This is a genomic window from Streptomyces sp. NPDC002324 (assembly GCF_053593335.1).
Genome location: NZ_JBSFCF010000001.1, coordinates 614770 through 629808 on the forward strand (window position 1 = coordinate 614770; position 15039 = coordinate 629808).

14 protein-coding genes are annotated in these 15039 nt (G+C 71.9%); 7 read left to right on the top strand and 7 right to left on the bottom strand.

The window, feature by feature from the left end; all coding sequences use genetic code 11:
• The first annotated feature begins 143 nt into the window (after positions 1-143).
• The 4 genes from efeO to ACWCRJ_RS02620 are packed head-to-tail and all read left to right on the top strand — an operon-like array spanning position 144 to position 4530.
• A complete protein-coding gene (gene efeO / locus ACWCRJ_RS02605) occupies positions 144-1295 on the top strand; it encodes an iron uptake system protein EfeO (RefSeq protein WP_450937513.1) in 1152 nt (383 codons plus the stop codon).
• Positions 1296-1297: 2 nt separating this feature from the next.
• A complete protein-coding gene (gene efeB, locus ACWCRJ_RS02610; RefSeq protein ID WP_450937514.1) occupies positions 1298-2581 on the top strand; it encodes an iron uptake transporter deferrochelatase/peroxidase subunit in 1284 nt (427 codons plus the stop codon).
• A gap of 4 nt (positions 2582-2585) precedes the next feature.
• Positions 2586-3461 (top strand): iron uptake transporter permease EfeU, encoded by an 876-nt coding sequence (gene efeU, locus ACWCRJ_RS02615; RefSeq protein ID WP_450937515.1) that lies wholly within the window; start codon positions 2586-2588, stop codon positions 3459-3461.
• Positions 3418-4530 (top strand): hypothetical protein, encoded by a 1113-nt coding sequence (locus ACWCRJ_RS02620; RefSeq protein ID WP_450937516.1) that lies wholly within the window; start codon positions 3418-3420, stop codon positions 4528-4530. Before efeU ends, ACWCRJ_RS02620 begins: the two co-directional genes overlap by 44 nt.
• Positions 4531-4593: 63 nt before the next feature.
• Here ACWCRJ_RS02620 and ACWCRJ_RS02625 read toward each other — a convergent pair whose 3' ends face one another.
• Together ACWCRJ_RS02625 and ACWCRJ_RS02630 are read right to left on the bottom strand one after the other, a co-directional pair.
• Positions 4594-5346, bottom strand: coding sequence for a bifunctional DNA primase/polymerase (locus ACWCRJ_RS02625; protein ID WP_450937517.1), 753 nt, complete (start codon positions 5344-5346; stop codon positions 4594-4596).
• A gap of 263 nt (positions 5347-5609) precedes the next feature.
• Positions 5610-6239 (bottom strand): TetR/AcrR family transcriptional regulator, encoded by a 630-nt coding sequence (locus tag ACWCRJ_RS02630; protein ID WP_450937518.1) that lies wholly within the window; start codon positions 6237-6239, stop codon positions 5610-5612.
• A gap of 143 nt (positions 6240-6382) precedes the next feature.
• On the opposite strand from ACWCRJ_RS02630, the gene ACWCRJ_RS02635 reads away from it, so the two are divergent.
• Positions 6383-6616: a DUF6243 family protein gene (locus tag ACWCRJ_RS02635; RefSeq protein WP_450937599.1), complete on the top strand. Its 234-nt coding sequence runs from the start codon at positions 6383-6385 to the stop codon at positions 6614-6616.
• 7 nt (positions 6617-6623) lie between these two features.
• On the opposite strand, the gene ACWCRJ_RS02640 is transcribed toward ACWCRJ_RS02635, so the two are convergent.
• From ACWCRJ_RS02640 to ACWCRJ_RS02655, 4 genes are all read right to left on the bottom strand, one after another.
• The gene (locus ACWCRJ_RS02640) at positions 6624-7097 is read right to left on the bottom strand and encodes a GNAT family N-acetyltransferase (protein ID WP_450937519.1); all 474 of its coding nucleotides are present in this window, start codon (positions 7095-7097) and stop codon (positions 6624-6626) included.
• Between the two features lie 66 nt (positions 7098-7163).
• Positions 7164-8192: a small ribosomal subunit Rsm22 family protein gene (locus tag ACWCRJ_RS02645; RefSeq protein ID WP_450937520.1), complete on the bottom strand. Its 1029-nt coding sequence runs from the start codon at positions 8190-8192 to the stop codon at positions 7164-7166.
• Between the two features lie 124 nt (positions 8193-8316).
• Entirely contained in the window at positions 8317-9495 is a 1179-nt protein-coding gene (locus ACWCRJ_RS02650; protein ID WP_450937521.1) for a serine hydrolase domain-containing protein, read from the bottom strand.
• Positions 9447-10865 (bottom strand): multidrug effflux MFS transporter, encoded by a 1419-nt coding sequence (locus ACWCRJ_RS02655; protein ID WP_450937522.1) that lies wholly within the window; start codon positions 10863-10865, stop codon positions 9447-9449. The genes ACWCRJ_RS02650 and ACWCRJ_RS02655 overlap by 49 nt, the downstream gene beginning before the upstream one ends.
• A 99-nt stretch (positions 10866-10964) precedes the next feature.
• On the opposite strand from ACWCRJ_RS02655, the gene ACWCRJ_RS02660 reads away from it, so the two are divergent.
• The gene (locus tag ACWCRJ_RS02660) at positions 10965-11990 is read left to right on the top strand and encodes a Gfo/Idh/MocA family protein (RefSeq protein WP_450937523.1); all 1026 of its coding nucleotides are present in this window, start codon (positions 10965-10967) and stop codon (positions 11988-11990) included.
• Between the two features lie 207 nt (positions 11991-12197).
• On the opposite strand, the gene ACWCRJ_RS02665 is transcribed toward ACWCRJ_RS02660, so the two are convergent.
• Entirely contained in the window at positions 12198-13859 is a 1662-nt protein-coding gene (locus ACWCRJ_RS02665) for an alkaline phosphatase D family protein (RefSeq protein WP_450937524.1), read from the bottom strand.
• Positions 13860-14018: 159 nt separating this feature from the next.
• On the opposite strand from ACWCRJ_RS02665, the gene ACWCRJ_RS02670 reads away from it, so the two are divergent.
• Positions 14019-14855, top strand: a complete 837-nt coding sequence (locus ACWCRJ_RS02670) for an SDR family oxidoreductase (RefSeq protein WP_450937525.1) — start codon at positions 14019-14021, stop codon at positions 14853-14855.
• The last annotated feature ends 184 nt before the right edge of the window (positions 14856-15039 follow it).

The following is a 15039-nucleotide window of genomic DNA, read 5'->3' on the forward strand; positions in this document are numbered from 1 at the left end:
GAGCCACCGTGATCGGCCCGTGCTCGTACGGCTCCGGAGAGAGGGTTTCACTGGGGGTACAGCATTTGGTGAGGTAAGCCTCAGATAACTGAGGCCCGCCTCACCTTCTCTGTGTGTCCCCTGTGTACTGCCTTGGAGCCGAAATGCGCCCCCTCAGACTGTCCGTCGTCACCGCCGCCACGACAGCGGCGGCCCTGACCGCTCTCACCGGCTGCACCGAGAAGAGCGGCGCGGGCGCGGACGGGGCCATCGCGGTGACCGCGACCGACACCACGTGCGAGGTGTCGAAGAAGGAGTTCCCGGCGGGCCACGTCGAGCTGGACATCGAGAACAAGGGCTCCAAGGTCACCGAGGTCTACCTCCTCTTCCCCGACGACCGCGTGGTCACCGAGCGCGAGAACATCGGCCCCGGCACCAAGCAGAAGGTCACCGCCGAGGTGAAGGCGGGCGACTACCGGATCGCCTGCAAGCCGGGCATGAAGGGCGACGGCATCCGGCAGGACGTCAAGGCCACCGGCGGCGGCAAGGTCGCCGCGCGTGATCCGCGTCTGGACAAGGCCGTCGCCTCCTACCGGAAGTACGCGCAGACCCAGGCCGACGAGACGATCCCGCTGGTGAAGGTGTTCGCCGAGGCCGTCAAGGACGGCGACGTCGAGGCCGCGAAGAAGGCGTACGCGCCCTCCCGTATCGGCTGGGAGCGCACCGAGCCGGTCGCCGAGTCCTTCGGCGACATCGACCCGAAGGTCGATGTCCGCGAGGACGGACTGGAGGAGGGCCAGGACCCGGAGAAGGACTGGACCGGCTGGCACCGCCTGGAGCGTTCGCTGTGGAAGGACGGCAAGCTCACCGCCCGCGACTCCGAGCTGGCAGACCAGCTGGTGACCGACCTGGAGGACTGGCAGAAGAGGGTCGGCAAGGCCGAGATCACCCCGACCTCCATGGCCAACGGCGCCAAGGAACTCCTCGACGAGGTCGCCACCGGCAAGGTCACCGGCGAGGAGGAGCGCTACTCGCACACCGACCTCGTCGACTTCAAGGCCAACGTCGAGGGCGCCGAGGAGTCCTACGAGCTGCTGAAGTCCGTCGCCGCCGAGAACGACCCGGAGCTGACGAAGGAACTCGACCAGCAGTTCGCGGCCCTGAACACGCTGCTCGACAAGTACCGCAAGGACAAGACGGGTTACGACTTCGTCTCCTACGACAAGGTCGGCAAGCCGGAGCAGAAGGAGCTGTCGGACGCGGTGAACGCGCTCGCCGAGCCCCTCTCGCAGCTCGCGGCAGCCGTGGTGAAGTGACGATGACCGCCGACTCCCCCGAGCCCCGTCCCGCGTCTCAGAGCCCGCGTACTCCGTCGCGGCGTGCGCTGATCGGCTGGGGCGGTGCCGGGCTCGCGCTCGGTGCCGCCGCGGCCGGCGGCGCGGTCGCCGCGGCCCGTACCGGCGACGAAGCGGCCCCCGCCGCCGGGGCGGCCGTCGCCTTCCACGGCGCCCACCAGGCCGGGATCGCCACGCCCGTGCAGGACCGGCTGCACTTCGCCGCGTTCGACGTGAAGACCGACGACCGCGACGCGTTCGTGGCCATGCTGAAGGACTGGACGGCCGCCGCGCGCCGGATGACCGCCGGGAAGGCGGTCGGCGACGGCGCGTACGGCGGTCTGGCTCAGGCCCCGCCGGACGACACCGGCGAGGCGCTGGGGCTGAAGCCGTCCCGGCTGACGCTGACCATCGGCTTCGGGCCGTCCCTGTTCGACAGGTTCGGGCTGGCCGGGCGGCGGCCGGAGGCCCTCGTCGACCTGCCGCAGTTCGCCGGCGACAACCTGGACGGGGCGCGCAGCGGCGGCGACCTGTGCGTACAGGCCTGCGCGGACGACCCGCAGGTCGCGGTGCACGCCATCCGCAACCTCGCCCGCATCGGCTTCGGCAAGGTCTCGGTGCGCTGGTCCCAGCTGGGGTTCGGCAAGACCTCCTCGACCACACCCGAGGCGCAGACCCCGCGCAACCTCATGGGGTTCAAGGACGGCACCCGCAACATCGCGGGCACGGAGACGGACCGGCTGAAGAAGTTCGTCTGGGTGGGCGAGAAGGACGTCGACGCGAACGCGGCGTGGATGACCGGCGGTTCGTACCTCGTCGCCCGTCGCATCCGTATGCACATCGAGACCTGGGACCGGACCTCGCTGCAGGAGCAGGAGGACATCTTCGGCCGTGACAAGGGGGAGGGCGCCCCGGTCGGCAAGGCGAAGGAGCGCGACGAGCCGTTCCTGAAGGCGATGCTGCCGGACGCGCACGTACGGCTCGCGCACCCCGACTCCAACCACGGTGCCACGCTGCTGCGCCGCGGCTACTCCTTCACCGACGGCACGGACGGCCTCGGCCGCCTGGACGCGGGCCTGTTCTTCCTCGCCTACCAGCGCGACGTGCGCGAGGGGTTCATCCCGGTCCAGCGCAACCTCGCCACGGACGCGCTCAACGAGTACATCCAGCACGTGGGTTCGGCGATCTTCGCGGTACCGCCGGGCGTCCGCGACGCGGACGACTGGTGGGGCCGGGCGTTGTTCTCCTCATCGGCCACGAAGGGCTGACGCCGTGTTCGCGAACTATCTGATCGGTCTGCGGGAGGGCCTGGAGGCCAGTCTCGTCGTCTGCATCCTCATCGCCTATCTGGTGAAGACGGACCGCAGGGACGCGCTCAGGCCCATCTGGACCGGCATCGGCGTCGCCGTCGGACTCGCCCTCGCCTTCGGCTGCGTCCTCGAATTCGGCTCCCAGGAGCTGACGTTCAAGGCGCAGGAGGCGCTCGGCGGCTCCCTGTCGATCCTCGCGGTGGTCCTGGTGACCTGGATGGTCTTCTGGATGCGGCGCAGCGCCCGCCACCTCAAGGCCGATCTGCACGGCAAGCTGGACGCGGCCCTGCGGATGGGCACCGGCGCGCTGGTGGCGACCGCGTTCCTCGCGGTGGGCCGGGAGGGCCTGGAGACCTCGCTGTTCGTGTGGACGTCGGTACGGGCGTCCGGCGACGGCACCGAGGGCCCGCTCGTCGGCGTCCTGCTGGGCCTGGCGACGGCGGTGGTGCTCGGCTGGCTGTTCTACCGGGGCGCGCTGCGCATCAACCTCGCGAGGTTCTTCACCTGGACCGGCGGCATGCTCGTCGTCGTCGCGGCCGGTGTCCTCGCGTACGGCTTCCACGACCTCCAGGAGGCCGACTTCCTGCCCGGCCTGACGGACAAGGCGTTCGACATCACCGGGGTGATCCCGCCGGACAGCTGGTACGGCACCCTCCTGAAGGGCGTCTTCAACTTCCAGCCCGACCCGACGGTCCTCCAAGTCACGGTCTGGCTCCTCTATCTGATCCCGACGCTCGCGCTGTTCCTCGCCCCGGTAGGGTTCGCCTCCGGGAAGGGGAAGGTGAAGATTCCTGATGAGCAGGGTTCTCGGGGTTCCGAGCCCACGAAGGCTTCGTGAGGTTCGTCCGGTGCGTGCAGGCGGGCGGTTCCTCGGACTCCGCCGGTTCGGCGGGCGCGGTCCGTACACCGGAAAGCGCCGGCACGACAGGCCTCTCGCGTACGGCCGTGGCGCGCTGCTGACCACGGCGGTGACCGCGCTGGCGCTGACGGCGAGCGGATGCGTGGTGGTCCGCGGCGACCTGGAGGTCGTCCCCGCGGCGACGCCCGGGGAGGCGGCGCGGGCGCTGAAGGACTTCACCGCCGCGTACAACAAGGCGGACAAGGCGTACGACCAGTCCCAGGACGCCTCCCGGGTCACCGGCGCACTCGCCGACATCGACGGCGGCAAGCTCCGCTCGGGCGCGAAGCTCAACCCCGGCGGCAACCCGAACCATGTGGCGCTGAAGCTGACGGACGTCACGTACACGATTCCGGAGAAGGCGGCCTGGCCGCGCTGGTTCGTGGCCGACGCGGCCGCCAACAAGGGCAACGCCTCGGACCGTTGGCTGTTCGTCTTCACCCGGGACGGGCTGACCGACCTGTGGGAGGTCTCCTTCCTCACGGTCGTCCCCCGCGCCGACCTGCCCCAGTTCAAGAAGGACGAGAACGGCTACGCCCAGGTGGTCACGCCGAACGACCCCGAACTCTCCGTCGCGCCCGCGCAGTTGCCCGACAAGTACGTCACGTATCTGAAGGAGGACAGTGCCCTCTTCGCGGACGGCCCGTACACCTCCGAGGAGCGATCCGAGCGCCGGCGGAACGCGACGAAGCCGGGGCTGGCGCGGCAGTTCATCGACGAGGCCCTCACCAACGGCGACTACGCGCCGGTCGGCCTGCGCACCACGGACGGCGGGGCGCTGGTCTTCTTCACCACCCGCCACTACCAGAAGCAGACCGCCGCGCAGGGTGTGAGCATCCCCGTCAGGGACCCGGCCGTCCGGGCGCTGATGACGGGCGAGCCCAAGCAGTCCCTGACCCTGGAGTTCGTGAACAACCAGGCGGTCCTCGATCCGGCGAAGACGGACTCGGACCAGCCGGTGAAGGTCCTGAGCCAGGTGGGCGGGCTCACGGGGGCCAAGGGCGAGTGACGCGGGGGCCGGTGAGGCGGGGCCGATGAGCCGGGGCGGGCGGCCGTGGGGCCGGGCCGAGGGTCAGTTCCGGGAGGGCCAGGCCGTGTTCGTGGGGTCCGACTGCTCGCCCACGTGGCGGGAGCAGGCGTCGGTCAGGATCTCCAGCAGGGTCAGCGGGTCCGGCAGCGGGTGCTCGGGGCCGCGCACCCAGTGCACGGTGAGGTCACCGGGCAACCGGGCCGGCGGTACGAGGACGTAGGAGCCGCGGCAGTGCCAGCGCAGCCCCGGGTGCTCGTCCATGGTTTCCGGGTGGCAGTCCAGCTCGCAGGGCCACCACTCGTCCTCGTCCTCGGGCGTGCCCCGGGTGTGGGTGAAGAAGAGCAGCCGCCCCTCGCCGGACTCGGACTCGGACTCCGCGACGGGACCCACCTCGATCCCGGCGGCGAGCAGCCGCTCCAGGGCCTCGGTCCCGGCGGCGAAGGGGACGTCGAGCACGTCGTGGACCATGCCGGTCGCGGTGATGAAGTTGGCCTCCGGCTGATGCCGGGCCCAGCGCTCGATCTGGCCGCGGTCGGTGGTCGACTGCGTCTGCCAGGCGAAGGACACCGGGTGCCGGGCGGGGGTGGGACAGCCGACGCGGTCACAGGAACACCGGTAGCCCGAGGGATACGCGGCGGGCGCGAGCGGGAGTCCGGCAGCGGCGGCGGCGAGCAGCAGTTCCTCACGCCCGGCCTCGTCGGCGGCCCCGTCGAGCGGGCGGCTGGTACGACGGGCGCGCAGCCACTCGGAGAACCTGCCCTGCCGACCGGTCCGGCCGCCGAACGTCGCGCTCATCTATCGCCTCGCCTCGCTGTGGTGCGGACAGCATCTCCCCATGGTCCCACCATCCTGCGCCGAGAGGGGCCGGAGCCCACATCCGGGGTAGGTGGGGCGATGCCGGGGTGCGGACAGGGATGGTGGGCTATCACGTGCTTTGGTGGGACATACGGTCCGGTCGCGGGTCCCGGGAGGCCGCCTTTCGGTCGGATTGATCACACTCGGGCGGGGAGTCGGCCGGCGGGCAGGCGGTTGACCGGCCGGCGGAGAGTCGACGGGCGTCAGCGGGGCGCGAGGCCGTACAGGGCGTAGTCGACGAGCGTGTCCGTGTACGCGTAGGAGATGGGTCCCGTCCGCTGGAGCCAGCGCTGGGCCAGGGGCGCGACGAAGAGTTCGAGGGCGATACGCGGGTCGAGGTCGGGCCTGACCTGGCCCGACTCCTGCGCGGCCGTCAACCGCCGGACATAGAACTGGAGTTGGGGTTCGAGGAGCCTGGCCACGAACTCCTTGGAGAGGTTTTCGTCGACGACCCCGGCGGCCGCGAGGGCGCGGGAGGGGACGTCGAACTTCGGATCGAGGAGTTCGTCCACGGTGGCCCGCAGGACGTACTTCAGGTCGGCCGCGAGGTCGCCTGTGTCCGGGATGGCGTACTCCTCGGGCTCCTGCCCCGGGGCCGCGACCTGCTCGGCGGCCTGCTCCTGCAGATCGAGGAACGCCTCCAGCAGCACCTCCGCCTTGGAGGACCACCACCGGTAGATCGTCTGCTTGCCTACGCCGGCGCGGGCCGCGATGCCCTCGATCGTCGTCTTCTGGTAGCCGACCTCGCCCACGAGGGCGAGGGCGGCGTCGTAGATGGCGCGGCGCGACTTCTCGCTGCGCCGGGTGGAGTCTGGGGCGGTCTTCTTGGCCATGGATCGAATCTAGCAGGTTGACAAGACGGTGCGTCTCGCCTCATGGTGGTGAACATGAACGAGACGAACCGTTTCGTTTCGACAGTGGATACCGTCGCACTCGCAGCGAGGAGACCGTCATGACCCGAGGTGGAGCAGGCAACATGCTGGGAGTCGGCGGTTCGCGCCGGAACCTGGGCCGCAAGGCCCTGCGCGGCGGCCCCGCGCACGGCCGCGTCGGCGGCGGCCACGACCCCCAGGCCCAGAAGCGGGAGCTGCTGCGCAAGCTCCAGGAGAAACAGCGGGAAGAACGCCGGGGAGATCGCCAGGAAGGTCGCCAGGAAGGTCGCCAGGAAGGTCGCCAGGAAAACCGCCAGGAGGGCCGCCGGGAGGGATGAGGCCGGGTCAGCCGGTCAGCTCCAGTACCCCCACCGCCTGGTCCCCGCTGGTCTCACCCGTCGTGCGGAAGCCGAGGCCGAGATAGAAGGCCTCGGGGCCGTCGGGGCCGGGATGCCAGGTGACGTGGAGCCGGCTGCCGCCCCGGCGGCGGATCTCGGCGGCCACGGACTCGACGGCGAAGCGGCCGTACCCGCGCCCCTGCTCCTCGGCGGCGATGTTGAGACGCCAGAGCCCGGAGCGGACATCGGTGCCCGAGCCGTCGCCCTTCCAGTCGATGTCGAGGAAGGCCATCAGGAAACCGACGACCCGGTCACCGTCCCGGATGAGCCGGGGCCAGGCGGCACCGGGGTGGACGTACGCCTCGGCCAGCGACTGCGCGACCGGCTCCACCAGGTGTTCCTGGTCGGGGCGGATGCGGACGGCGAACGCCGCCTTGAGGTTGGCGGGGGTTATGGGTTCCAGGCGCGGTGTCGTCGACATGATCGATGATTCAGCCGGAAGCGGTGCGGGATCCGCAAGCGGTTTACGGGGTGGGCGGAGGGCAGGTCAGGCCAGGTCGGCGTCTGCGTCGGCGCCTGCGTCCGGTGGCCAGGCGTCGCCCCACTCCGTGTCACGGGCCGCGCGGTAGAGGGGGCCGTGGCGCTTGGTGACGATGGTCCGGGTGAGGGCGGGACCGACCTCGTCCGTCCCGGGCTCGCAGAGGTCCAGGAGGACCTGGCCCTTGCGGATCTGCGGCTTGCGGACGACCCGGGAGGAGGCCGGGGCCGGTGGAAAGCGGGTGGCGGCGACGTAGCTGAACTTCTCGTCCTCGTACGGCAGGGAGCCGCCCTTGACCCGGCGGTGCAGGGAGGAACGGCTGACGCGGGCGGCGAAGTGGCACCAGTCCTCGCCGGGGACGATGGGGCAGGCGGCGCTGTGCGGGCAGGGCGCGGCGACGTGGAAGCCGGCGGCGACGAGACGGTCGCGGGCCTCGATGACGCGGGCGTACCCCTCGGGCGTGCCCGGTTCGATGATCACGACGGCCTCGGCGGCGGTCGCGGCGGCCTCCACCACGGCCGTCCGGTCGGCGGCGGTCAGCTCACCGAGGACGTAGGAGACCGTGACGAGATCGGTGCTCTCGATGGTGAGCGCCGCTCCGATACGAGAGCGCTGCCACTCGGCGGCCTTCAGCTCCGGGTTCGTCGCGGCGATCTCCCGGCCGAGCGCCAGTGCCGGCTCCGCCCAGTCCAGGACCGTCACCGGTCGCCCGCCCGCCCAGGTCGCGTTCACCGCCCAGGTCGCCGCGCCCGTTCCTCCGCCGACGTCCACATGACTGCCGGGCGCCCACCCGGGCACCGTCACCGCGAACTCCTCCAGCGCCGAGCACACCGCCTCGAACGTCGCCGGCATCCGGTACGCCGCGTACGCCACCACGTCCGACCGGTCCCTGAGCACCGGCACGTCCGTCGGCGTCCGCCCCCGGTAGTTCGCGATCAGCCGCTCCACCGCCCGCGTGGCCGACTTGGGCGGGAGGCCGTCGAGAAGGCCGGCGAGGGCGGTGCGGAGGGTGTCGGCGGCGGAGGCGGGGGCGTTCACGTGGCGATTCTATGGGCCTCGCCATGGGGCCTGGTCGCTCCGGGGCCTCGTCTCCAGGGGGCCTCGTCTCCAGGGGGCCTCGTCTCCAGGGGGCCTCGGCCGCCTCCTCGGCGGCCGAGGCGGCTCACATGCCCCGCACCGCCCGTGCCACCCGGGTCCCCGCCGCCGCCCGCGCCGCGTTGACGGGCTCGCCGCGGCGGGGATGGACCGCGTTGGTGAGAAGGACGAGGAACGTGTCCGTCGCCGGGTCGAGGACCAGGGACGTGCCCGTGAACCCGGTGTGGCCGGCCGCGCCCCGGCCCGCCAGCTCGCCCATGAACCAGGGCTGGTCGAGGGCGAAGCCGAGGCCCGGCGGGGTGAGCATCAGCTCGACGAAGTCGGGGCCCAGGATGCGCGCGGGGCCGTAGGAGCCGCCGGCCAGCAGGGTGCGGCAGAAGACGGCCAGGTCCCGGGCCGTCGAGAAGAGGCCCGCGTGGCCGGCCACACCGCCGAGGGACCAGGCGTTCTCGTCGTGGACCTGGCCGCGGACCATGCCCCGGTCCGCCTTCGCCCAGGGGCGGCGCTGGTCCTCCGTGGCCGCGGCGGCCGGGCAGGGGCCGAAGGTCGTCGACACCATGCCCAGCGGATGCGTGATGCCGTCGCGGATCAGGGCGTCGATGGTCCGGCCCGTCAGGCGCTCCAGGACGTGCTGGAGGAGCAGGAAGTTCAGGTCGGAGTAGCGGTGTTCCGTGCCGGGGGGTGCCGTCGGGGCCTCCGCGCGGAGCATCGCCAGCCGGGCGGCCGGGGTCGGGCAGTCGTACAGCGGAAGTTCGGGGCGCAGCCCGGAGGTGTGGGTGAGGAGGTGGCGGACGGTCAGACCGTGTGCGGCGGCGCCCGTGAAGTCCGGCAGGTACGCCCCCACCTTCGCGTCGATGCCGAGGGTGCCGCGCTCCAGCTGCTGGATCGCCGCCACGGCGGTGAACAGCTTGGTGAGGGAGGCCAGGTCGAAGGGGGTGCGCGGGGTGACCGGGACGCGGGAGTCCGGCGGGAGTTCCCGTCCGCGGCCGGCGTGTTCGTCGTGGGCCTCGTAGCGGACCGCCCAGCCCGCCGCCTCCTCGACGGCGATGACGGGGCCGCGTCCGGCGAGGACCACGGCACCGGGGACCCGGGGGCGCTCCCCCTCCGTCAGGGCTTGCACGTCCCGTACGAGACGGCGCAGTTCCTCGGGGTCCAGTCCGGCCCGTTCCGGGGTGTCCGTGCGCAGTCTCGGCGCGCTCAGCTCTCCGCTCCCTCCACTTTCGTACGCCTGTTCCAAGGACGGCACAGTGTCACGAAGCAGGTCGCCGCCACCAGGGTCGCGGCCAGTTGGACCACGGCCATGGGCACGGCCGTGTCCTCGCCCGCGACGCCGACCAGGGGGGACGCTATCGCGCCGATCAGGAAGGACGAGGTACCCAGCAGCGCCGACGCCGAACCCGCCGCGTGGCGTACCCGCATCAGGGCGAGGGCCTGGGTGTTGGGGAGCGTGACGCCCATCGCCGACATCAGGACGAAGAGGGCCGCCGAGACCGGGACCAGACCGACCTCGCCGAAAACGTCCAGGGACATCAGCAGCAGCGCGGTCGCCGACAGGGCGACGACCGTGAGGCCCACCGCGAACACCTTGTCCAGGCTCACCCGGCCCACCAGGATCTTGCCGTTGATCTGGCCGACGACGACGAGGCCGACGGAGTTGACGCCGAAGAGCAGGCTGAACGTCTGCGGGGAGGCGCCGTAGATCTCCTGGATCACGAACGGCGAGGCGCTGATGTACGCGAAGAGGGCCGCGAAGGCGAAGCCGCCGGCGAGCGTGTAGCCCATGAAGACCCGGTCGGTGAGCAGACCGCGCATGGCCCCCAGGGTCTCGCCGATGCCGCCGCCGTGGCGTTCGGCGGGGGCGAGCGTCTCGGGGAGCCTCGTCCAGACGACCGCGAGGAGCGCGACGCCGATGACCGTGAGCACGACGAAGACGCCCCGCCAGTCCGTGACGCGCAGGATCTGGCCGCCGATCAGTGGCGCGACGACCGGGGCCACCCCGGAGACCAGCATCAGGGTCGAGAAGAAGCGGGCCATCGCGTCGCCGTCGTACAGGTCGCGGACCACCGCTCGGGCGATGACGATCCCGGCCGAGCCGGCGAGGCCCTGCACCAGGCGGAGGGCGATGAGGGTCTCGATGGTGGGGGCGAGGGCGCAGAGGGCGGTGGCGACGATGTAGACGGCGAGACCGAGGAGCAGCGGGCGGCGGCGGCCGAACCGGTCGCTCATCGGGCCGATCAGGAGCTGGCCGAGCGCCATGCCGGCGAGGCAGGCGGTGAGGGTGAGCTGGACCGTGGTGGCGGGCGCGTGCAGGGAGTTGGTGACCTCCGGCAGGGCCGGGAGGTACATGTCCATCGCCAGGGGCGGCGTCGCGGTGAGGCCGCCGAGGATGAGGGTGACGAGGAGGCCGGTACGGCGCAGGGCGGTGGTCGCCCGCGCGGCCCCGGGGTCCGCCTTCGACTGCTGCGGCTGCGGCTGCGGCTGCGCGGACTGCGGCTGCGGCTGCGCGGACTGCGGCTTCGACGGCCGGGGGGCCGCCGCCGCGGCGGGCCGCGTGTGCTCCCCCGCCGTCGTGGTCGGCTCGGCGGGTGCCGAGCCCGGTATGTGCCCCTCGGGCATGTGCCCCTCCCTCTGTGTTCAGTCCGCCACCTATGCTCTCAGCTCGTACGACGTGGGCGGGGTCACATACCCGCCCCGGAGCCGAGGACAGGGGTGGCGATGTCGAACGACGGACGTGTGCGGTGGGGGATCCTGGCGACCGGAGGGATCGCCGCGGCCTTCACGGCGGACCTCGTCGACCTGCCGGACGCCGAGGTCGTGGCGGTGGCCTCGCGGAGCGAGGCCTCGGCGAAGACGTTCGCGGAACGGTTCGGGATACCGAGGGCCTACGGCGACTGGCGCGCGCTCGCCGAGGACGCGGACGTGGACGTGGTGTACGTCGCCACTCCGCACGCGGCACACCGGGTCGCCGCCGGAATGTGTCTGGAGGCGGGGCGCAACGTCCTGTGCGAGAAGGCGTTCACGCTGAACACGGGCGAGGCGGAGGAACTGGTCGCGCTGGCCCGGGAGCGCGGGCGGTTCCTGATGGAGGCCATGTGGATGTACTGCAATCCGCTGGTACGACGGCTCGCCGCCATGGTGCGGGACGGCGCGATCGGTGACGTGCGGACCGTGCAGGCCGACTTCGGGATCTCCGGGCCCTTCCCGCCCTCGCACCGGCTGCGGGACCCGGCGCAGGGCGGGGGCGCGCTGCTCGACCTCGGTGTGTACCCGGTGTCCTTCGCGCAGCTGCTGCTCGGGGAGCCGTCGGACGTCACGGCGAGAGCGGTGCTCTCCGACGAGGGCGTCGATCTCCAGACCGGAGCAGTGCTCTCGTGGGAGAGCGGCGCCCTCGCTTCGGTGCACTGCTCCATCGTGGGCGGCACGGGCACGTCCGCGTCGGTGACCGGCTCCGAGGGCCGTATCGACATCCCGTCCGGCTTCTTCTTCCCGGAGCGGTTCGTCCTGCACCGGGACGGCCGCGAGGCGCAGGAATTCACCGCCGACCCGGCCGACGGCCCCCGCAACAGCCTCCGCCACGAGGCCATCGAGGTCATGCGGGCCCTGCGCGCCGGCGAGATCGAGTCCCCCCTCGTCCCCCTCGACGGCACCCTCGCCGTGATGCGCACGCTGGACGCGCTGCGGGAGCGGGTGGGGGTGCGCTATCCCGGCGAGGAGCGGCTGAACGAAGGTTCGTTCGCGTAGGGCGGCGGGCGGGGTGGAGTGAGGGCCGGGGCGGCGGCCTGGGTGCGGCGGCCGCCGAAAACGAAGGTTCGTTCCGCAATCCGCCGCCGCGCCGCGCCTCCGCCCGCCGCTACCCTCGGCGCAAAACGAAGGTTCGTTCGCGGCCAGCCGAAAACGAAGATTCGTTCTCGGCTGGCCCGCCCCGGCCCCCTCCCCTCCCCCTCCCCCCTACACCGGCTGCAGCCCCGGCACCCCCGCCTCCACCGCGAAGGACGCGACCGTCGAGATGCCCGCCCCCGTCGTCGTCACGTACGGCACGGCCTTGAAGTCGGCGCGGGCGGACCCACGGTCGAGGGTGACGGTGGTGTAGCCGCGGCGGCCGTTGTAGAACCTCATGTGGGGGTTGGCGGTCATGTAGGTGTCCCAGTTGGCGGGCTTGTCGGAGCCGTTGCCGCCGCTGCTGACGGACGAGGCGACGAGTTCCGTGCCGACGGTCCGGGACGAGCGGTCGTCGAAGTCGCGCTTGATGTCGAAGGCGTAGCCGACGTGGACGTCTCCCGTGAGGACCATCAGGTTCTCGATGCCGGCGGCCTCGGCGCCGGCGAGGAGGCGTTCGCGGGAGGCCGGGTAGCCGTCCCAGGAGTCCATCGACACCTTGTAGACCTCACCGACGGCGTTGCGGCGCTGCGAGAAGGTGACCTGCTGCGGGAGGACGTTCCAGACCGCGTCGGACCGGTCCCAGCCGTCCAGGAGCCAGCGCTCCTGCGTGGCGCCCGTCATCGTGCGCGCCGGGTCGGCGGACTCCGGGCCGGGGATCTGCCAGCCGTCGCCCTGCGCCTGGTTGGAGCGGTACTGCCGGGTGTCGAGTATGTCGAACTGGGCGAGGCGGCCCCATCGGAAACGCCGGTACAGCTTCATGTCGGGGCCGTCGGGGCGCTGGGGGCGGCGCAGCGGCTGGTTCTCCCAGTACGCGCGGTAGGCGGCGGCGCGGCGCAGCAGGAACTCCTCGGAGGGCTCGCCGCCGTCGGGGTTGTCGCCCGCGTAGTTGTTCTCGGTCTCGTGGTCGTCCCAGGTGACGACGAAGGGGTGGGCGGCGTGGGCGGCCCGCTGGTCGGGGTCGGTCTTGTGGAGGGCGTAGCGCAGGCGGTAGTCCTCCAGGGTGACCGTCTCGTGGTTGAAGACGTCGGGCAGGACGCGGTCGGTGTAGTTGCGGGCGCCGCCGACGGAGTTCACGGCGTACTCGTAGAGGTAGTCGCCGAGGTGGAAGACGACGTCGACGTCCTCGTCGGCGAGGTGCCGGTAGGCGGTGTAGTAGCCCTGGTCGTAGCGCTGGCAGGAGACGGCCGCGAAGGAGAGTTCGGTGGAGCCGGTCAGGTGCGCGCGGCCGGGGGCGGTGCGGGTGCGGCCGGTCTCGCTGATCCAGGTGCCGGTGCGGAAGCGGTAGTAGTAGACGCGGCCGGGGGCGAGGAAGTCGACCTCGACGTGGACGGTGTGGTGGAACTCGGGGTGGGCCGTGGCGGTGCCGTGTCTGACGACGCGTCGGAATCTGTCGTCGAGGGCCAGTTCCCATTCGACCCTGACGCGTTCGGCGGGCAGTCCGCCGTCGGGCTGGTAGGGGGCCGGGGCGAGCCGGGTCCACAACAGTACGGAGCCGGCCAGCGGGTCGCCGGAGGCGACGCCGAGGGTGAAGGGGTCCTCGGTGATCTGGCGGGGGTCCAGCGTGGCGGCGGCCGCGGCGCCGGCCGCCGGAAGGTTGGTGGCGAAGGCGAGCGCGGCGGCGGCCCCCGTGACGGTGAGGAAGCGACGGCGGTCGAAGTGCCGGGCTGCGGCGCGCAGTTCGGGCGCATGGGACGAGCGGGGCTGTGTCGACCCATGGGTGGGGAGTGGCATCTGGCCCTCTTCTTAAGGTAGTTGTGTTTCGTCAGTGGAGTGGCCAGGTTCGACGATCTTCTGTCACGTACACAACACCCAGATGGCGGACGAATGAGTTCCGTATGGCGGGCCCCACCTGCGCGACCGAGCGCGGAGCCTCCCCTACGCTGCGAGCCCATGAAGGCTAAAGGAACCAAGATCGCGATCGTGACGGGCGCGGGCTCCGGAATCGGCCGTGCCGTGGCGGTGGAACTGCTGCGCGCCGGCTGGTCGGTGGCACTGGCGGGCCGCCGCGAGGAGAAGCTCGCAGAGACGGCGGCCGAGGCCGGGACCGAAGCCGGGGCTGAGGCTGGGTCTGAGGCCGGGACCGAAGCCGGGGCCGGCTCGACGGCGGACGCGGGCACCAGCGCCCCGGAGGCGCTGTGCGTCCGTACGGACGTCTCACGGCCCGGCGACGTGGACGCGCTCCTCGCCGCCGTGCGCGACCGGTTCGGGCGGCTGGACCTGCTGTTCAACAACGCGGGCACGTTCGGTCCGGGCGGGGTGCCGGTGGAGGAGCTGGACTACGCGGCCTGGCGGCACGTCGTGGACACCAACCTCAACGGGGCGTTCCTGTGCGCGCAGGCGGCGTACCGGCAGATGAAGGAGCAGGACCCGCGGGGCGGCCGGATCATCAACAACGGCTCCATCTCCGCGCACACGCCCCGCCCGCACTCCGTGGCCTACACCGCGACCAAGCACGCGCTGACCGGCCTGACCAAGTCCCTCTCCCTGGACGGGCGGCCGTACGGCATCGCGGTCGGGCAGATCGACATCGGCAACGCGGCGACGGACATGACCGAACGCATGGCGAACGGTGTGCTCCAGGCCAACGGGCAGCTCCTGCCCGAGCCCGTGATGGACGTGACCGATGTGGCGCGGACGGTGCGGCACATGGCGGAGCTGCCGCTGGAGGCGAATGTGCAGTTCGCGACGGTGATGGCGACGACGATGCCGTACGTCGGACGGGGCTGAGGCGCGGACGGGAGGGCCCCGGACGCGGACCGGAGGTCGGCGAGCCGTGCCCCTCGGTCTGCGCCGGCATTCGTCCAGGGCTCAACTTGCACAAACGGAAGCTGTTCCTCCGGTCCAAACGGGCACGTGGCGGGCATATGCTCAGGGCTCGTCTCCACGAGAGCTTCACACTTGGGGGCGGTGG